This window comes from Geodermatophilus sp. SYSU D00691, from assembly GCF_054050275.1.
Window position 1 is genome coordinate 1 of record NZ_JBJGYZ010000001.1, and the last position, 18,341, is coordinate 18,341.

Genomic DNA, 18,341 nt, shown 5'->3' on the forward strand with positions numbered 1-18,341 from the left:
CCGCGCTGCAGCGCGGGCGGTGCGGGTGGAGAGCGGGCGAACAGGCCCGAGACGCCGACAGGGGCGGCCCGCCGAAGCGGACCGCCCCTGCAGGTGACGGACTGGAACGGCCCCGTCCCGGGTCCCGCCCCGAGCTAGCAAGGGGTGGGGAGGACGGGGTCCTTCATCAGAAGTCCATGCCGCCCATGCCACCGTCGCCACCGGGCATGGCCGGGGCGGCCTTCTCCGGCTTGTCGGCGACGACGGCCTCGGTGGTGAGGAACAGACCCGCGATGGAGGCGGCGTTCTGCAGCGCCGACCGGGTCACCTTGGCCGGGTCGATGATGCCGCTGCCGACCATGTCCACGTACTCGCCGCTGGCGGCGTTGAGGCCCCAGCCGGTGTCGGAGTTGCGGACCTTCTCCACCACGACGCCGCCCTCGAGGCCGGCGTTGACGGCGATCTGCTTCAGCGGCGCCTCGAGCGCGACGCGCACGATGTTGGCACCCGTGGCCTCGTCACCCTCGAGCTCGAGCTTGTCGAACGCGACGGCCGTGGCCTGCGCGAGGGCGACGCCACCACCGGCGACGATGCCCTCCTCGACGGCGGCCTTGGCGTTGCGCACCGCGTCCTCGATGCGGTGCTTGCGCTCCTTGAGCTCGACCTCGGTGGCCGCGCCGGCCTTGATGACGGCGACGCCGCCGGCCAGCTTGGCGAGGCGCTCCTGCAGCTTCTCGCGGTCGTAGTCGGAGTCCGACTTCTCGATCTCGGAGCGGATCTGGTTGACGCGACCCTGGATCTGGTCGGCGTCACCCGCACCCTCGATGATCGTCGTCTCGTCCTTGGTGGTGACGAACTTGCGCGCGCGGCCCAGCAGCGACAGGTCGGCGTTCTCGAGCTTGAGACCGACCTCCTCGCTGATGACCTGGCCACCGGTCAGGATCGCGATGTCCTGCAGCATGGCCTTGCGGCGGTCGCCGAAGCCCGGGGCCTTGACGGCGACGGACCTGAAGGTGCCGCGGATCTTGTTCACGACCAGGGTCGCCAGGGCCTCGCCCTCGACGTCCTCGGCGATGATGGCCAGCGGCTTGCCCGACTGCATGACCTTCTCCAGCAGCGGGAGCAGGTCCTTGACCGAGCTGATCTTGCTGTTGACGACCAGGATGTACGGGTCGTCGAGCACGGTCTCCATGCGCTCGGGGTCGGTGACGAAGTAGGCCGACAGGTGGCCCTTGTCGAAGCGCATGCCCTCGGTGAGCTCGAGCTCCAGGCCGAAGGTGTTGCTCTCCTCGACCGTGATCACGCCCTCCTTGCCGACCTTGTCCATCGCCTCGGCGATGAGCTCACCGATGGCGGTGTCGGCGGCGGAGATCGACGCGGTCGCGGCGATCTGCTCCTTGGTCTCGACGTCCTTGGCGGTCGAGAGGAGGTACTCGGTGACCGACTCGACGGCCTTCTCGATGCCCTTCTTCAGGGACATCGGGTTGGCGCCGGCGGCGACGTTGCGCAGACCCTCGCGGACGAGAGCCTGGGCCAGCACGGTGGCAGTGGTGGTGCCGTCACCCGCGACGTCGTCGGTCTTCTTCGCGACCTCCTTGACCAGCTCGGCGCCGATCTTCTCCCACGGGTCCTCGAGCTCGATCTCCTTGGCGATGCTCACACCATCGTTGGTGATGGTCGGCGCGCCCCACTTCTTCTCGAGGACGACGTTGCGGCCCTTCGGGCCGAGGGTCACCTTGACGGCGTCGGCGAGGGTGTTCATGCCCCGCTCGAGGCCGCGGCGAGCCTCCTCCTCGAAGGCGATCATCTTGGCCATGTGGCGATGTCCTCCATGCGTTGATCGCTGCACGGCCGGGTTCGGCGCCCGCGACGGACGACACCGGATCCACGGGCACTCCGTCGGCCCGCGGACGGTGCCTCACCGCCCGACCTGAGTTGGCACTCGGATGGTACGAGTGCCAACCAGAAGTCTGGCACTCGGCCCATGCGAGTGCAAGAACGGTGACGAACCCGCGGCTGTTCCCCGAGCGGGGGCCGCCGTGGCATAGGTACCTATACGTGCGTTTTCGGGCCCCGGACGCACGTATAGGTACCTATGCCCTTCCCCGAGCCCGGGACTGCGGACGCAGCGGGGCCCGGCCCTCCCGAGAGGAGGACCGGGCCCCGCCGGCGTTCAGGTGGTGCTCAGGCGCTGCGGACCGCGTCGGCCTGCGGACCCTTCTCGCCCTGGACGACCTCGAAGGTGACCCGCTGGCCCTCGTCGAGGGTCTTGTACCCGTCCATCTGGATGGCCGAGTAGTGGACGAAGACGTCCTGGCCGCCGTCGACGGCGATGAAGCCGAAGCCCTTCTCGGCGTTGAACCACTTCACGGTGCCCTGTGCCACGTGTGCTCCCACGTCTCCTGCGTGCGGACGACCCCTCCTGTGGAGGGACCGGGTCTAGCTCTTCCGCCCGTGGACACGTGCGTGGAACTCGAACCGCGCAGAAAGGTACAGCACAGAGTGCGTGGAGACAGCAACTCCACGCACGGCAGATTCCCGGTTCCGGGGCCAATTCCCGCCCCCGGGTGACCGGTCGGGTCCCAGCCTACGCCCTCAGCCGATGAGCCCCGCAGCCCGCACCGACCTCAGCGAGGGGTCGACCCGGTGGGTGAAGCCGACGACCGGCTCCAGCGGGTCGAGGGTCTTGAGCCCCTCGCCGGTGTTGAGGACGACGGTCTCCTCGGTCGGGTCCAGCCGGCCGTCGGCGACCAGCTGCCGCAGCACCGCGACGGTCACCCCGCCCGCGGTCTCGGCGAAGACGCCGGTCGTGCGCGCGAGGTCGCGGATGCCCTGGACGATGGCGTCGTCCCCGACCCGGCCCACCGCGCCACCGGTGCGCCGGATCGCGTCGAGGGCGTACGGGCCGTCGGCCGGGTTGCCGATGTTCAGCGACTTGGCGATGCCGGTCGGCTTGACCGGCTTGACGACGTCCCAGCCGTTGTCGAAGGCGGTGGCGATCGGGTCGCAGCCGGCCGACTGGGCGCCGAAGACGGCCCAGCCGGTGTCGGCGACGATCCCGGCGGCGGTCAGCTCCCGCCACGCCTTGTCGACCTTGGTGAGCAGCGAGCCCGAGGCCATCGGGATGACCACCTGGGCCGGGATCCGCCAGCCGAGTTGCTCGGCGATCTCGTAGCCCATCGTCTTGGAGCCCTCGGCGTAGTACGGCCGCACGTTCTGGTTGACGAAGGCGGTGTCCTCGAACTCGTCGGTCTCGCCGAGCTCGCTGGTCAGCCGGTTGACGTCGTCGTAGTTGCCGTCGACGGCGACGAGGGTCTGGCCGTAGACGGCCGACTGGACGACCTTGCCCGGCTCGAGGTCGCTCGGGATGAACACGAACGACGGGATGCCGGCGCGGGCGGCGTGCGCGGCCACGGAGTTCGCCAGGTTGCCGGTCGAGGCGGCGGCGATCTTGCGGTAGCCCAGCCCCCTGGCCGCGGTGGCGGCGAGGCTGACGACGCGGTCCTTGAACGAGTGCGTGGGGTTGGCGGAGTCGTCCTTGACCCACAGCCCGCCGGTGATGCCGAGCTCCTCGGCCAGCCGGTCGGCGCGGATCAGCGGCGTCATGCCCGGGTCGAGGGAGACGCGGTCGGCCGGGTCGTGACCGACCGGCAGCAGCGCGGCGTAGCGCCAGATGTTCTGCGGGCCCGCCTCGATCTGCTCGCGGGTGACCGCCTTGAGCAGGGCGTGGTCGTAGTCGACCTCGAGCGGGCCGAAGCACTCGGCGCAGGCGTGCTGGGCGACCAGCCCGAAGGTCGCCCCGCAGTTGCGGCAGACGAGGCCCTTGGCGGGGTTCTGGGCGACCGTGGGGCTGGGAGCGGTCAGGGTCATGCGACGACTACCTCCTCATCTTCCCCGCGTCGGGCCGTCGAGCCGCGCGGGACGGAATTGGCACCTCCCCGCCCGCAGGCGGCGGTTGCCGGGGCTTCACCGGGCCGTGTCCCTCTGCCCCTCTGGATGAGTGAACGGGACCGACTGTACCCAGTGGGCCCGGCCGGCCCGCGCCCGACCAGGATGGACGGCGTGGCAGCCCGCATCGTCTACACCGACCTCGACGGCACGATGGTCGGGCCGCGCGGTTCCTTCTGGCACACCGCCGACCGCGAGCTGACCGCGGAACCGGCCACCGCCCTCCTGGAGCTGCACCGCGCCGGCGTCCCGCTGGTGCTGGTCAGCGGCCGGACGCACGCCCAGCTGGTCGAGGCCGCGCGGCTGTTCTCCGCCGACGGCGCCATCGCCGAGCTGGGTGCGCTGGTCAGCTGGGACGGCGGCCGGACGACGCAGCTGCTGCCCGGCGAGTTCCCCGAGCGCTACGCCGGGCGGGCGCCGATGGAGGTCATGGCCGAGCTCGGGATCGTCGAGCGGCTGTTCGCCGAGCACGCCGGCCGGCTGGAGTGGCACTCCCCCTGGCACGCCACCCACACCGCCGACGCGATGCTCCGCGGCCGCGTCGACCCGCTCGCCGTCGACGCCTGGCTGGCCGAGCAGGGCGCCGGCTGGCTGACGATCAAGGACAACGGCGCGCTGCCCGTCGTCCCGCGGATGACCCTGGCCGCGGAGGCGCTGCCGCCGCGGGTCTACCACCTGATGCCGCGCGGCATCTCCAAGGGCGCGGCCCTCGCCTGGGACCTGGAGCGGCGCGGCATCGACCCCGCCGACGCCGTCGCGATCGGCGACAGCGTCAGCGACCTGGAGATGGCGCCCGCGGTGGGCCGGCTGTGGGTCACCGCGAACGGCGCCGCGGTCGAGGGCATGGACGAGCTGGTGGCCGCCGTTCCCAACGCGACCGTGACCGCCGCCCCCATGGGCGAGGGCTGGGCCCAGGCCGTCCGCGCGTCGCTCTAGCGGAGTGGATCCGCGCGGGTGACCCGCACGGATCCACTCCGTTCAGGAGGTGACGTCGCGGCGGGCGAAGTGGCGGAACCCGAGGGCGGTGAAGACCGCGGCGTAGACCAGCGACTGGACCACCCCGCGGAACAGGTCACCGGAGTCCACCGGCGTGAGCAGCAGGTCGGTCCAGGCGTACTCCTCCGCGGTCGGGAACCAGTCCCGGATCGCGCCGAGCTGCTCGACCTGGTCGAGGATCGCGAAGACGAACATCGTGAAGACGGCGCCGCCGACCGCGGCCAGCGGTGCGTCGGTCATCGTCGAGAACCAGAAGGCGAGCGTGCCGACGACGAGCAGGTGGACGGCGAGGTAGCCGAGCATGCCGGCCAGCCGCAGCATCCCGTCGCCCTGGTCGAGGGTGACCCCCACCGGCGTCCGGATGTCGTCGAAGCCGAACGCGATCCCGCCGGCCACCAGCGCCACCGCCGTGACGGTGACCAGCGCGCCGACCGACAGCACCAGCGCGGCGTACCACTTCTGCCGGAGCAGCCGCATCCGCGGCACCGGGGTGGCCAGCGTGTAGCGCAGCGACCCCCACTGGGCCTCGCTGGCCACCGTGTCACCGAAGAACAGCGCGTACACGACGACGAGGAAGAACGACGTCGTCGCGAACAGCACGAACAGCGTGAAGTTCAGCCCGCTCGACGTCGCGACGTCGACCAGGTTGATCCGGCTGTTCTCCGCCGCCTCCTCGCTACCGCCCAGCTGCAGCGCGGCGATGAGCACCAGCGGCAGCGCCACCATCGCGAGGACGACGCCGATCGTCCGCCGCCGCTTGAACTGCCGGCGCAGCTCCACCGACAGCCGCAGCGTGCGCTCCGGCCGGTACCCGGCGACCGCGCCGGTCGCCTGCACGTGCTCGGTCGCGGTCACTGCACCGGCCCCTCTCCCACGAGCGCCAGGAACGCGTCCTCCAGCCGCCGGCGCGGCGTGAACTGGTCGACGGCGATGCCGTCGGCGATCAGCGCCTGCAGCGTCACGGCGCGGCTGGTGCCGCCGCCGAGGTCGGCGACCAGGCCCTCGTCGGTGCGCCCGGCGGTCACGCCCGGCAGCGCCTCGAGGACGGCGATCGCGCGCTCGGTGTCGGCGTCGTCGGCGAGCCCGACCAGCACCGCCCCGCCGGTGCCGACGATCTCCTCGACCGTGCCCTGGGCGATCTTCTGGCCCTTGGCCATGACCACCACGTGGGTGCAGGTCTGCTCGATCTCCGACAGCAGGTGGCTGGAGACGATCACCGTGCGGCCGGTCTGCGCGTAGGAGCGCAGCACCTCGCGCATGGCGTGGATCTGGGGCGGGTCGAGCCCGTTGGTCGGTTCGTCGAGCACCAGCAGGTCGGGCAGGCCGAGCATCGCCTGGGCGATGGCCACCCGCTGCCGCATGCCCTGGCTGTACCGGCGCACCGGGCGGTCGATCGCCTTGCCGAGGCCGGCGACCTCGATCGCCTCGTCCATGTGCGCGTCGGCCTCGGGCCGGCCGGTGGCCGCCCAGTACAGCCGCAGGTTGTCCCGCCCGGACAGGTGCGGCTGCAGGCCGGTGCCCTCGACGAACGAGCCCAGCCGCGACAGCACCGGCGCGCCGGGCCCGGCCTCGTGGCCGAAGACGGTGATCCGCCCGGCGGTCGGCCGGATCAGACCCATGAGCATCCGCAGCGACGTCGTCTTGCCCGCGCCGTTGGGCCCGAGCAGGCCGAGGACCTGGCCGCGCCGCACCTCGAACGACAGGTCCCGGACGGCGACGAACTTGTCCTTGTAGGCCTTGGTCACCCCCGAGAAGCGCAGGGGGACGTCCTCGCCGTCGGGGTCGACCGCGGAGATCTGCCGGCGCCGGTGGCGGCCCCACAGCACCGCGGCGAGCCAGCCGAGCAGCAGCAGCCCGACGACGACGGCGAGCAGCACCCACCAGCGGGACGTGCCGGCGGTGTCCTCGGTCGTGCCGGTGACCGTGGGCACGGCGAGGTCGGTGGCGGCGTCGCCCAGCCCGGCGGCCAGGCCCACGCCGTAGACGGCCGCCTCGGCCGGCAGCGCGAAGGCCTGGTCGGTGGTGCTGATCACGACCCGGAGCGAGTGCCCGGCCTCGAAGCGGTGGTCGATGGCCGGCAGGGTGAGCGGGACGACGGTGGGCTCGGCCGGGTCGGCGGAGACCTCGGTCAGCGACAGCGGGGCCACCAGGCCGGAGGGCAGCGTCATCGAGCCGTCGGGGCCGACGTCGTAGAGCTTGGCGAACAGGGTCGCGCGGCCGGTGGGCGAGGTGACCGCCAGCTCGACGGTGGGGGCACCGACGACCTCGACGGCGGCGTCCAGCGGCTCGCTGTCGAACGCGGCGAACTGGCCGGGGATCTCGACCGCCTGACCGCCGAGGGCGGTGCCGAGCGCGCCCAGGCCGGGCAGGGTGGTGATCGCCGCCGGCGTGCCCCCGGCGGGCGTGACCACGGGCTGCGTGGGGCCGCTGACCTGCACGGTGGTGCGCTCGCCGGGCGCGGCGCCGTCCAGACCCGGGTACGCGCCGGTGACGACGCTCTGGCTGCCGCCCTGCACGAACCCGCCACCGGTGCCGCCGAGCCCGGTCGGGGCCGGGAACTCGAAGCCGGTGCCGGGGTCGGTGCCGCGGGCGTCGTCGCCGTCGTCGCGCAGGTGCCAGTCGAACCAGCCGGCGACGGTGTCCCGCAGCCCTTCGGTGACGCGGTCCGAGGCCCCGCCGTCGTGCCCACCGGCGTACCAGACCACCTTGACCGGGGTCCCGTTGGCGGCGATGCCGCGGGCGTTGGCGTCGGCCTGGCCGAGGCCGAACAGCGAGTCCTGGGTGCCCTGCACGAGCAGCGTCGGCGCGGTGATCCGGTCGAGGACGCCGGCGGGGCTGCTGCGGTCGAGCACGGCCTGGATCGCCGGGGTGAGCGTGCCGGTGGCCGCGGCCTCCTGGTAGGCGGCGCAGATGTCGGCGCGGAAGCGGCCGCACAGCAGCGCCTGCTCGGCCTGCTCGGGGTCGATGCTGGCCGGGTCGATCTCCGGCAGCTGCGCGGGCGCGCCGTTCGCCGCGCCGTCGGCCGTCGCGGCGCCGTCCTCCTCGCCGTCCTCGTCGTCGTCCCCGCCGGTGAAGACGCTGAGCAGGCCGGCCGACCCCTCGCCGAAGAAGATGCCGGCCCACAGCCGCTTGTAGACGCCGGTGCCCTCGGTCTGCGGGGTGGCCGCGACCGTGCCGGCGTCGGTCGTGCCGGTCTGGGAGGGGAACAGGGCGGCGGTGAGCGAGTTCCAGGTGATCTGCGGCGCGATCGCGTCGACCCGGTCGTCGTAGGCGGCACCGAGCAGGGACAGCGCGCCGCCGTAGGAGGCGCCGGCGACGCCGACGCGCGGGTCACCCTCGGCGTCCTGCAGGACGTCGTCCCGGTCGGCCAGCCGGTCGATGAGGGTGGAGAGGTCGGCGACCTCGAAGCGCGGGTCGTCCAGGCCGATCTGCCCGGTGCTCTCGCCGAACCCGCGGGCCGAGTAGGTGAGGACGACGAAGCCGCGCCCGGCGAGGAACTGCGCGTCGACGGCGACGGAGTCCTTGCTGCCGCCGAAGCCGTGCGCGAGGACCACCGCCGGCGCCGGGTCCTCGGCGGTCGCCGAGGACGGCAGGTAGAGCGTGGTGTCGAGCTCGACGGCGTCGGCGCCGGAGCCCGAGGGGACGCGCGCCTCCTCGCTGCGGACGTCGGCGGCGGCGCCGGCCGGGGCGGCCGGCAGCAGGACGACGAACGCACCGGTCAGCAGCACGGAGAGCAGGGCGGCGAGCGTCGACCGGCCGGCGGATCGCGGGCGGGGACGCACGGGCCCGCGGAGGGGACGCACGCGACGGCCAACGGGCGAGGAACGGACGGTGTTCCGGAACCAGCTGTGCGGCAGCTGTGAGACGGACCGGGTCAGGGCTGCCACTCGCCGGCGGCCACCACGACCAGCCCGGCCGGGGCGTCCGCGGGCATCTCGAAGAACCGCACCGCCGGCCCGCCGGTGATCTCCGGGAACTGTTCCTTCAGCTGGGCGGCGGCCTGCTGCTGCGTCTCGTCGCCCTCCGTGAAGAACACGGTGGTGGCCGCGACGTCGTCGCCGGAGTACTGGCCGGTGACGGGCGCCTCCCACCCGGCGCCCGAGAACTGACCGGCGATCCGCCCGGCCAGGCCGGTGACCTCGGTGGCGTTCAGCACGGTCACCGGCACGCGGACCGGGGCCGCGGGGGCCTCCTCGGGGGCCGACGACCCGGCGCCGACGTCCAGCGGGGGCAGGGTCGCGTCGGCGATACCGGTGTCGGGCGCCGGGGCGCTGGTGGGCGCCGGGTCCTCCGACGCGGTCTCCTGCGTCTCGGGCGAGGTGAACGAGTACACGCCGAGCACGGTGAGCGCGACCAGGACCACGGCGACCAGGGCCAGCACCGCGCGCTTCGGCGAGCGGCGGGCGGGGGCGTCGTCGCCGTCGAGGTAGGCACGGGCGGTCATCGTCTCGCCCTGGCGCTTGAGCTCCTTGCGCCGCTCGACGTCGATCGCCTGGCGCCGGGCGCGGTCGGCCGCCCGGCCGCCGCGCACCTGGGTCGACGGCCCGGTGTCCGGGGACGTGACCGGACCGGCGGTCCGGGCGAGCTCGTCGGAGTACGGCTCGTCGTCGTACCGGTCGTCGTCGAGGTCGTCCCGGGCGTCGGCGACGCGACCGCGGGTGACCTCGCGCTCGGGGATGGCGGACGTGGCCGGCGCCGGGGCCGGGAACTCGTCGGAGGGGTGGATCGGCCCGGGGGCCACGCGGCCGGACTCCCCGCCGGAGCGGCTCGGGCGGGTCCAGTCGCCGTACACCGGGCCGGAGGGGTGGAGGCCGGCCGGGCGCGGGGCGGTGCCGAGACCGGCGGCCAGCGCCGCCGACGCGGGGCGGGGCTTGTCGGCGCGGGCACCGGTGGGCCCGGTCGCCCACGGCTCTGGGGCGGCGGAGCGGGCGGGGACCGGCTTCGGCGCGACCGGCGGGCGCGGCGAGCGCTCGGCGCGGGTCTCCCCGACCGGGGTCTCCGCCGTCCGGGTCGCCGGCTCGGAGCGGGCGGCCTCCGGGCGGGCCGCGGCAGGACGGGCCGACGGCTCGTCCGGGCGGGACGGCGGCTCGTCCGGGCGGGACGGCGGCCACTCGGAGATCGGCGCCGACGGGTGGCCGTCCGGGAGGGACGGCGGCGGCACCGGCCGGGCCGGCGGCTGCGGACGCCGCGCGGCGCCGCCGAGGGGCAGGCCGGGCGGGGGCGTGCCCGGCAGCGGCGTCTCGGCCAGCCGCTCGGGCGAGTACTTGTCGGGCTGCGCCTCGGGGCCGGGGACGGCGAAGGGGGCGACGGTGGTCTGCGGCCCGACGCGGCGCGGCGGCACGGGGGGAACCGGCGGCCGGCGGCTGACCGGCGTCGGGACGGCGTGCTCGTGCGGCAGGTCCTCGCGGTCGCCCCGGCGCCGGCCGGGGGTCGTGGGGTGGTCGCTCAGCTCGCCCACCGGACGGCGCAGGTCCGGCACGTCGGTACGCCGACGGCCACCGGCCACCGGGGCGTCCCCCCGGTCCGGTACGTCACTGCCTGGCGCCGCGTGCCTCCCCACGGTGACCAAATCTAGACGGCCGGACCCCCGTTGCCCAGGACATCCGGTGAACGGCCACGTCGCCGGGCGCTGCGCAGCCGGCGCAGCCGCCGGACGAGCAACGGATCGGCGGCAAGTGCGTCCGGACGGTCGACGAGGGCGTTGAGCGCCTGGTAGTAGCGCGTCGGCGTCACCCCGAACTGCTCCCGGATCGCCGTCTCCTTGGCGCCCGCCGCCCGCCACCACTGGCGCTCGAAGGCGAGCATGTCGTGCTCGCGGCGGGTGAGGCCCGTCGTCGCGGTCGTCTCCCCTGCTGGACCCTCGGCCCGTGGCGGGGAGACCACGGGGGCCGGGTCGGTGCTCATGGGTGCGTCTCCTGACCGGCTTCCACCGCGCCTGTCGACGCGGTGCGAATGACACGACGGTAGTTCCCGGCACCGACAGATTCGACCCCTGCGGCCGACGGGTGCTCAGACCGGCGCGGGGAGCGCCTCGTCCGCCGGGCGGCGGGCGGCGGCCCGGGCCGTGCGCAGGCTGTCGACGGTGAGCACGGCCAGCGCGACCCACACGATGACGAAGCCGGCGAGGCGGGCGGGCGGCATCGGCTCGTGGCGGACGAAGACGCCGATCGCCAGCTGCATGAGCGGGGTCAGGTACTGCAGCAGGCCGACGGTGGACAGCGGGATGCGCCGGGTCGCGGCGGCGAAGAGCAGCAGCGGGATCGCCGTCGCCACGCCGGAGCTGACCAGCAGGGCGAAGTGGCCCGCGCCCTCGCCGAACGCCGTCCCGTCGCCGCCGCCCTGCAGCATCCCGAGGAACACGACCGCCGGGACGGCGACCAGCGCGGTCTCCAGGAACAGCCCGGGGGCGGCCTCGACGCGCACGAGCTTCTTCATCAGGCCGTACAGGCCGAAGGTCGCCGCGAGCACGAGCGCGATCCACGGCGGGCGGCCGTAGTCGATCGTCAGGACGGCGACGGCGACCGCGGCGGTGCCGACCGCCACCCACTGCAGCGACCGCAGCCGCTCGCCGAACACCACGACGCCGAGCAGCACGCTGACCAGCGGGTTGATGAAGTAGCCCAGCGAGGTCTCGACGACGTGGCCGGAGTTGACGCCGTGGACGAAGACCAGCCAGTTGACCGCGATGAGCACGGCCGCCCCGGCGAGGACCAGCATCGTGCGCCGGTCGCGGACCGCGGCGCGGACCAGGCCCCAGCGGCGGACCACGGTCAGCAGCAGGGCGATGAAGACCAGCGACCAGAGCACGCGGTGGGCGACGATCTCCAGCCCGCTGGAGGGCTCGAGGAGCGGGAAGTACAGCGGGAACAGGCCCCAGAGCGCGTAGGCGGTGATCCCGGAGGCGACTCCCAGCCGGCGCTCGTCCACTCCCCCACGTTACGTGGGGCGCCTCGCGGCTCAGGCGTGCTGGATGTAGTCCACCAGGGAGGCGCGCTCGGCCTCGAGCTCGTCCAGCCGCGCCTTGACCACGTCGCCGATCGACACGATGCCGACCAGCCGCTCCCCCTCGACCACCGGCACGTGGCGGACGCGCCGGTCGGTCATCGTCTGCGCGAGGTCGTGCACGCTCGCGGTGGGCGGGCAGGTGTGCACCTCGGCGGTCATGACGCTGGACACCGGCTCGGCGAGCAGGCCGGCGCCGTGCTGGTGCAGGCCGCGGGCGATGTCGCGCTCGGAGAGGATGCCGTCGATGCGGTTGCCGTCGGCGGAGACGACGAGCGCACCGATGCCGTGCTGGGCGAGCAGCGCGAGCGCGTCGCGCACGCTCACCGCGGCGTCGACGGTGGCCACCTCGTGGCCCTTGCGGCGGAGCACCTGGCTGATCTGCACGCGGACCTCCTCGGCACGGACCAGCGCAGTGTGACGCCGCTCACCGATCTCGTGCAACGCGGGGCCCACCGGTCGCCGCACCGGCCTACCGTCGAGGCGTGCGCACCGAGCACCGCCGCCGTCCCGCCCCCTGGCAGTGGCTCTGGTACGCCCTGGGCGGCGGGCTGCCGCGCGAGCTGTCGCCGTGGGTCCTCGAGGACACCACGACGCGCACGTGGTGGCTGCGGCACCTGGCCCGCGCCGTCGTGCAGCTCTCGCCGCTGGTGGTGCTGTGCCTCGTCGCCGTCCCGGTGCCCCTCGGCTACCGGGTGTCGGCGGCCGTCGGCGGGCTGGTCCTCGGGCTGATCTTCTCGGTCGCCTTCATGACGGAGACGACGGAGCACCGCGTGGCCAAGGCCGGCTACCGGGCCGGGACGGCCGCGCGGGTGCGCGAGGAGCGCCGGGAGCAGGAGGAGCGCGAACGCCGCTCCCCCTACCGGCAGGACGGCGCCGGCAGCTTCGACTGACCGGCCGGTCAGTCCTCGACGCGGAAGCCGATCTTGAGGCCGACCTGGTAGTAGGCGACCTGGCCGTCGACGACCTGCCCGCGGATCTGGGTGGTCTCGAACCAGTCGATGTTGCGGACCGTCTGCGCGGCCTTGCCGATCGCGTTCCTGATCGCGTCGTCGACGCTGGTGCTGCTGCTGCCGACGATCTCGCTCAGCCGGTACACGTGGTCGCTCACGGGTGGCCTCCTCGCCTGCCGCCGCCCGCGGTGGCGGCGGCCCGACCACCCTGGCACGCCGCAACGGAGCCGACGAGGGGACTCGAACCCCTAACCGCCCGATTACAAGTCGGGTGCGCTACCAGTTGCGCCACGCCGGCGGACCACGGGACCACGTCCCGGGTCAAGAGTAGGGGCGGGGCGGACGTCGCCGTCGCGCCGGGCGAGGAGCAGCACGCTGACCGTCAGCGCCCAGGCCGGGAAGACCAGGACGGCCCAGAGGCTGAGGCTGACCACGGTCAGCAGGGTGAGGGCGGCGGCGTAGCTGAGCACCGCGAGCCAGCGCGGCAGGATCCCCGTGCGCAGCCAGATCGTGGCCAGGGAGACCATGAAGACGGCGGCCATCCGCAGCGCGTAGACGTTGCTGATCTGCAGCATGATCCCGCGTCCGAAGTGCACGACGTCCGGGCGGTAGCCCTGCGCGTCCTGGACCGTCGCCCCGGCGACGACGGCCCCGGCGACGGCCGTCGCGACGAAGACCATCGCGAGGAACACCAGCCCGCTGCCGAGGAACACGGTGGCGAAGAACCGGTCCTCGTGGGCGCCCAGGCGGTCGCGGATCACCGCGATGAACCAGAGGAACGCGATGCCCGCGAACGGCACGAGCCCGACGGCCACCCGGACCCTGGTGCGGCCCGCGTCGACCCAGCCCGTCCCGGCGAACGGATCGGCCGGGACGGCGGTGCGCAGCAGGACCACGCTCGCGGTGAAGAGCAGCGCGAAGAGGATGCCGGCCACCGCGGCCGCGTGCGGGGTCCGCAGCCGGCGCAGTCCGTCGTCCACCGCCGCCTCCCCGGTCAGACCAGCTTGGGGAAGGTGACGAGGAAGAAGAGCCCGACGACGCCGAGCAGCAGACCGGTCCCCAGCAGCAGCCGCTGCGAGCGGTACGCCCGCGCGCGGCCGGACATCGCGCTGAAGAACAGCACGGCGGCGAACAGCACCGTGAGGATCGTGTAGTTGTCGCTGCGCTGGTTGTTCTCCAGCGCCGTGGCGAACAGCCCGTCCGCCCGCTCGTCGGCCGCCGCGGCCGCGAGCGCCTCCGGGAGGACGTACGACGGCAGCTCGAACGGCGACTCGGGCGCCCCGGCGGTGGCGCCGCCGGCCGCGAGCCAGTCCTGGTGCGCGGTCGCCAGCGGCTCGGGGAACCGATCGGCGACGAAAGCGGCCAGCGCCGGGTTCCCGGTGCCCTCCGCGACCACCCACTCGGTCCACAGCCCGACCTGGTTGGTGAGACGGGAGTGCGCGGTGGCGTCGGCGCGGGCGGCCTCGATCCGGGCCGAGGAGGCCTGGCTGAAGGCGATGGACATCTCCCCGCCCCACTTGCTGGCCTCGAAGGCCGACCACGCGGTGAGGATGGTCGTCACCGAGAGCACCAGGACGGAGAGGAACTCCAGCGCCGCGGAGGAGCCCCGGAGCGGGGAGGGGTCGCCGCGCCCGGCCGGGGCGGGCGGCTCGGCCTCCGGCTCGGCACCGGGTTCGACCGCGACGACCTGCGTCGGAGCGCTCTCCCCCGGGTCCGGCCTCACCGGCGACCTCCCCTCGGTGCGGGAGACCAGGGTGGGCAACCGGCGGCGGCAGCACGTCGTCCCGGCCGGATGACGTCCGGCGGCTCCGCGGGCCGCGGTCGTGGCCGTGGCTGCCTGTCCTGCGGCCGTGGACCTGCAGTTCAGCGGCGAGATCTGGCACTGGCGCGGGCCGGCGCCGTTCCACTTCGTGTCCGTCCCGGACGAGCGGTGCGGCGAGCTCGAGGCGGTGTCCCCGCTGGTCTCCTACGGCTGGGGGATGATCCCGGTCGCGGCGCGGATCGGCGCCACCAGCTGCACGACGTCGCTGTGGCCCAAGGACGGCGGCTACGTCGTGCCGGTCAAGGACGCGGTCCGCCGCAGCGAGGGCGTCGACGTCGGCGACGTGGTGACCGTCCGCCTCACCGTCGACGTGTGAGCGGTCAGTCGCGGCCGCTCGGCGGGCCGCCCTGCACGTAGTCGGCCGGGTCGCTGCCGGGTGCCGGTCCCGCGGCCAGCCAGCGGGCGAAGCCCTCGGGGTCCCGCCGCTCGAGCTCGTCGAGGGCCTCCTGGCGGCGGCGGACGATCGACTCGCGCGCCGCCGGGTCGAGCCAGCCGGCCAGGGCGGAGGTGGTGCGCAGCCACTCCCGGCCGAGCGCGTCGGTCGACAGCAGCGACACCGGCAGGGTCAGCCGGGCGACACCCGCGGTGGCCGTGTGGCCGGGCGTCGCGGCCACCGGGCGCGTGGGCAGCACCGGCGCGGGGTTCGCGGGCCGCGCCGCGGCCGGGCCGGACGAGCTCTCCCGCTCGCTGCGGTGCGCGCGCAGCAGCCAGACCGCCAGCCCGACCAGCCCCCCGGCGGCCCCGAGCAGCACCGCGGCCAGTCCGCCGGCGACGGCCGCCGTCCCGGCGAGGACGAGCAGGCCGGCGATCGTCCAGCCCCCCGCCAGCCCGGCCGCCTCCCACGGGGAGATCCGCGACGGGCCGGACGTCTCCCGGGCGACCCCGGCCGCCAGGCAGGCGGCGACCCCGCCGGCGAGGACGACGGCGACGACTCCCGACCCGCGCAGCACGACGCCGCCGGCGAGCGCGAGGCCGAGACCGCTGAGGATGCCGACCCCGAGGAGGAGCCGGGCGAAGGGACCGCGGGTGAGCACGGGGAGGCCTCCTGCGTGAGCAAGACCGGACAAGGGCGATCCACGGTCGCTCAGGCCGGACCCCGACCCCCCGCTCCCGCTCGTCGCAGCGGCACTACCCAGTCCGGGCGCCGCATGCACGCGGGTCCCGGGGTCTTCCCTCCGCGCGCGACCGCGAGCACGCTTCTCCCGGAAGCCGGCGCCGCTCCCGGCGCCGGACCGCCTCGCCCGGAGGGGGTGCGCAGTGACGACCTCGACCTCGACCACCCACACGGAACGGAACCCTGCCGCCGGCGACCGGCAGGCCGCGGACCCGCCGGTCCGCGAGGTGGTGGTGGGGGTCGACGGGAGCGAGATGTCGCTGGCCGCCGTCCGGTGGGCCGCCGCGGAGGCGGCCGCGCGGGGGGCGCCGCTGCGCATCGTCCACGCGGCGGACTACCTCGGCGACCCACCGGGCCCGGGCGCGCCCCCGCCGGAGCTGCCGCACGCCCGGCGGATCACCGCCACCGCCTACACCGCGGCCCGGCACGCCGCCCCGGGCCTGACCGCGGCCACGGAGGTCGTGCCCGGCGACGCCACGACGGCGCTGCTGCGGGCCGGCGCCGCGGCGCAGCTGCTCGTGCTGGGCATCTCCACGACCGGCGCGGCCGACGAGATCGTGCGCGCCTCGGTGGCCGCCCACGTCGCCGCCCGCTCCCCGCAGCCGGTCGCGGTCGTGCCGCGGTCGCGCCGCAAGCCCGACCCCGACCGTCCGGTCGTCGCCGTCCTCGGCAGCGACGAGCCGGCCGACGACGACGCCGTGGCCGCCTTCGCGGCGGCGACCGCGGGGCGCACGGGCCGCCGGCTGGTGCTGCTCGAGACCCACCCGCGGGTGTCGCTGGGCGACGAGTGGGCGCAGCGGTTCCCCGACGTCGAGGTGGAGCGCGTCGCCATGCCCGGCGCCCAGGGCGTCGACGTGCTCGACCGGGCCTGCCCGACGCCGCTGCTGGTGGCCGGGGTCGGCCACGGCGGCCGCTTCCACCGCGGCCTGGACGGCGCGCACCGCTGGCTGCTGCGGCACTGCACCTCGCCGCTGGTCCTGGTGCCGCCCGCCACCCGCGCCCCGGAGAGCGCCGCCGGCGAGGTCCGCACCGGCACCTGAGCCCCGTCCAGCACACTCACAGCTGCCCTCCAGCACCGCGCCAGGCCGTCGGCCGACCCTCGGTTGCAGGACGCCGGCCGGACGGCCGCGCGAGGGAGGACAGCAGAAGTGAACGAGCTCGGACAGCCGGCCGGTCAGGACCCGCGGACGACGCCCGCCGGGGCACCCCCGCCGCACCCCGCCCCGACGCCCGCGGGGGCCTGGCCGCCGCCGCAGCACGGCACGCAGGTGCCGCCGCAGCACGGCGGCGCGCAGGTGCCGCCTCAGCACGGCGCGCAGGTGCCGCCCGCGACCCACCACTACGGCGTGCCCTCCTACCCGGGCGGTCCGCTGCCCGGCGCCGTGCCGCCGGCCCGCCGCACCGGGCGGCTGCGCATCGGCATCGCCGGCCTGGTCGCCGGTGCGCTGATCGGCGGCGGCGCCGGCGCGGGGGTGGTCGCGCTCGTCGACCCGTCGCCCGCCGGCGGCTCCTCGGCCACCGCCGCCCAGAGCGTGGTCATCAAGGACCCCGACACCGCGACCACCGCCACCGCCGCCGCCGCCAAGGCGGCGCCCAGCGTCGTCACCATCTACGTGACCACGTCCTCGGGCGCGGGCAGCGGCTCGGGCGTCGTCCTCACCGACGACGGCTACGTGCTCACCAACAACCACGTGGTCACGCTCGACAGCCGGACGACGAACGCCGACATCCAGGTGCGCACCTCCGACGGCACGCTCTACGACGCCACGGTCGTCGGCACCGACCCCTCCAGCGACCTGGCCGTCGTGAAGCTCGACGGCGCGGGCAACCTGACCCCGGCCACCTTCGCCGACTCCGACGACGTCCAGGTGGGCGACCTCGCGGTGGCGATCGGCGCCCCCCTGGGCCTGGAGAACACCGTCACCGACGGCATCGTCAGCGCGACGAACCGGGCGGTGCAGACCGGCTCGAGCTCCAGCGACGCCACGGTCATCGACGCCATCCAGACCGACGCGGCGATCAACCCCGGCAACTCCGGCGGCGCGCTGGTGAACGCGGCGGGCGAGGTGATCGGCATCAACACCGCGATCGCCTCGGTCGCGACGTCGGACCTGCCGGGCCAGCAGTCGACGCAGAGCGGCAACATCGGCGTCGGCTTCGCGATCCCCAGCAACGCCGCCGAGCGGATCGCGAAGGAGATCATGGCCGACGGCTCGGCCAGCCACGCCGTCCTCGGCGTGAGCGCGCAGACCGCGACCGACGGGCAGAACAGCGAGGTCGGCGCCGGCGCCGAGGTCGTCTCGGTGCAGGAGGGCAGCGCGGCCGCGGAGGCCGGGTTGCAGGCCGGCGACGTCATCACCGCGATCGACGACCGCGCGGTCACCACCTCGACCGACCTGACCGCCGCCGTCCGCAGCTCGACCCCCGGTGACGAGGTGACGCTCACCGTCCACCGCGGCGACCAGACCGAGCAGGTCAGGGTCACCCTCGGCACGTCGACCAGCTGACCGCTGCGTCGTCTCCCGAC

17 protein-coding genes, 1 tRNA gene and 1 riboswitch are annotated in these 18,341 nt (G+C 74.8%); of the genes, 5 read left to right on the forward strand and 13 right to left on the reverse strand.

Features of this window, described 5'->3' with window-relative positions; all coding sequences use genetic code 11:
- Nucleotides 1–166: 166 nt before the first annotated feature.
- From groL to thrC, 3 genes are all read right to left on the reverse strand, one after another.
- Nucleotides 167–1,795: a chaperonin GroEL gene (gene groL, locus ACI797_RS00005; RefSeq protein ID WP_456855892.1), complete on the reverse strand. Its 1,629-nt coding sequence runs from the start codon at nucleotides 1,793–1,795 to the stop codon at nucleotides 167–169.
- 368 nt (nucleotides 1,796–2,163) lie between these two features.
- Nucleotides 2,164–2,364 carry a cold-shock protein gene (locus tag ACI797_RS00010; protein WP_456541605.1) on the reverse strand — a complete coding sequence of 67 codons (201 nt, stop codon included), beginning with the start codon at nucleotides 2,362–2,364 and terminating at the stop codon, nucleotides 2,164–2,166.
- A gap of 210 nt (nucleotides 2,365–2,574) precedes the next feature.
- A complete protein-coding gene (thrC, locus tag ACI797_RS00015) occupies nucleotides 2,575–3,849 on the reverse strand; it encodes a threonine synthase (protein WP_456855894.1) in 1,275 nt (424 codons plus the stop codon).
- A 12-nt stretch (nucleotides 3,850–3,861) separates the two neighbouring features.
- A riboswitch (SAM riboswitch) is annotated at nucleotides 3,862–3,982 on the reverse strand.
- 50 nt (nucleotides 3,983–4,032) lie between these two features.
- Between thrC and ACI797_RS00020 the strand changes: the two genes are divergently transcribed.
- The gene (locus ACI797_RS00020; protein ID WP_456855897.1) at nucleotides 4,033–4,863 is read left to right on the forward strand and encodes an HAD family hydrolase; all 831 of its coding nucleotides are present in this window, start codon (nucleotides 4,033–4,035) and stop codon (nucleotides 4,861–4,863) included.
- A 42-nt stretch (nucleotides 4,864–4,905) separates the two neighbouring features.
- On the opposite strand, the gene ACI797_RS00025 is transcribed toward ACI797_RS00020, so the two are convergent.
- From ACI797_RS00025 to ACI797_RS00050, 6 genes are all read right to left on the reverse strand, one after another.
- Nucleotides 4,906–5,778, reverse strand: a complete 873-nt coding sequence (locus ACI797_RS00025) for an ABC transporter permease (RefSeq protein ID WP_456855900.1) — start codon at nucleotides 5,776–5,778, stop codon at nucleotides 4,906–4,908.
- A complete protein-coding gene (locus ACI797_RS00030; protein WP_456855902.1) occupies nucleotides 5,775–8,705 on the reverse strand; it encodes an alpha/beta fold hydrolase in 2,931 nt (976 codons plus the stop codon). The genes ACI797_RS00025 and ACI797_RS00030 overlap by 4 nt, the downstream gene beginning before the upstream one ends.
- 92 nt (nucleotides 8,706–8,797) lie before the next feature.
- A complete protein-coding gene (locus ACI797_RS00035) occupies nucleotides 8,798–10,402 on the reverse strand; it encodes a LytR C-terminal domain-containing protein (protein ID WP_456855904.1) in 1,605 nt (534 codons plus the stop codon).
- 92 nt (nucleotides 10,403–10,494) lie between these two features.
- The gene (locus ACI797_RS00040) at nucleotides 10,495–10,827 is read right to left on the reverse strand and encodes a DUF3263 domain-containing protein (RefSeq protein WP_456538027.1); all 333 of its coding nucleotides are present in this window, start codon (nucleotides 10,825–10,827) and stop codon (nucleotides 10,495–10,497) included.
- Nucleotides 10,828–10,932: 105 nt separating this feature from the next.
- Nucleotides 10,933–11,850: an EamA family transporter RarD gene (rarD, locus tag ACI797_RS00045; protein WP_456855910.1), complete on the reverse strand. Its 918-nt coding sequence runs from the start codon at nucleotides 11,848–11,850 to the stop codon at nucleotides 10,933–10,935.
- 30 nt (nucleotides 11,851–11,880) lie between these two features.
- Nucleotides 11,881–12,312 carry a CBS domain-containing protein gene (locus ACI797_RS00050; RefSeq protein WP_456855914.1) on the reverse strand — a complete coding sequence of 144 codons (432 nt, stop codon included), beginning with the start codon at nucleotides 12,310–12,312 and terminating at the stop codon, nucleotides 11,881–11,883.
- 98 nt (nucleotides 12,313–12,410) lie between these two features.
- Between ACI797_RS00050 and ACI797_RS00055 the strand changes: the two genes are divergently transcribed.
- On the forward strand, nucleotides 12,411–12,818 hold the full coding sequence (locus tag ACI797_RS00055) for a DUF5313 family protein (RefSeq protein WP_456538024.1): 408 nt from the start codon (nucleotides 12,411–12,413) through the stop codon (nucleotides 12,816–12,818).
- 8 nt (nucleotides 12,819–12,826) lie between these two features.
- Here ACI797_RS00055 and ACI797_RS00060 read toward each other — a convergent pair whose 3' ends face one another.
- From ACI797_RS00060 to ACI797_RS00070, 3 genes are all read right to left on the reverse strand, one after another.
- A complete protein-coding gene (locus ACI797_RS00060) occupies nucleotides 12,827–13,036 on the reverse strand; it encodes a dodecin (protein WP_456855918.1) in 210 nt (69 codons plus the stop codon).
- 67 nt (nucleotides 13,037–13,103) lie between these two features.
- Nucleotides 13,104–13,176, reverse strand: a tRNA-Thr gene (locus tag ACI797_RS00065).
- A 696-nt stretch (nucleotides 13,177–13,872) separates the two neighbouring features.
- A complete protein-coding gene (locus ACI797_RS00070; protein ID WP_456855919.1) occupies nucleotides 13,873–14,601 on the reverse strand; it encodes a hypothetical protein in 729 nt (242 codons plus the stop codon).
- Nucleotides 14,602–14,728: 127 nt separating this feature from the next.
- On the opposite strand from ACI797_RS00070, the gene ACI797_RS00075 reads away from it, so the two are divergent.
- A complete protein-coding gene (locus ACI797_RS00075) occupies nucleotides 14,729–15,016 on the forward strand; it encodes a DUF1905 domain-containing protein (RefSeq protein WP_456855921.1) in 288 nt (95 codons plus the stop codon).
- A 4-nt stretch (nucleotides 15,017–15,020) separates the two neighbouring features.
- Here ACI797_RS00075 and ACI797_RS00080 read toward each other — a convergent pair whose 3' ends face one another.
- Entirely contained in the window at nucleotides 15,021–15,734 is a 714-nt protein-coding gene (locus ACI797_RS00080) for a hypothetical protein (RefSeq protein ID WP_456855923.1), read from the reverse strand.
- Between the two features lie 223 nt (nucleotides 15,735–15,957).
- Here ACI797_RS00080 and ACI797_RS00085 point away from each other — a divergent pair, with 223 nt between their 5' ends.
- On the forward strand, nucleotides 15,958–16,854 hold the full coding sequence (locus ACI797_RS00085; RefSeq protein WP_456855925.1) for a universal stress protein: 897 nt from the start codon (nucleotides 15,958–15,960) through the stop codon (nucleotides 16,852–16,854).
- 108 nt (nucleotides 16,855–16,962) lie between these two features.
- Nucleotides 16,963–18,321: a trypsin-like peptidase domain-containing protein gene (locus ACI797_RS00090; protein ID WP_456855926.1), complete on the forward strand. Its 1,359-nt coding sequence runs from the start codon at nucleotides 16,963–16,965 to the stop codon at nucleotides 18,319–18,321.
- The last annotated feature ends 20 nt before the right edge of the window (nucleotides 18,322–18,341 follow it).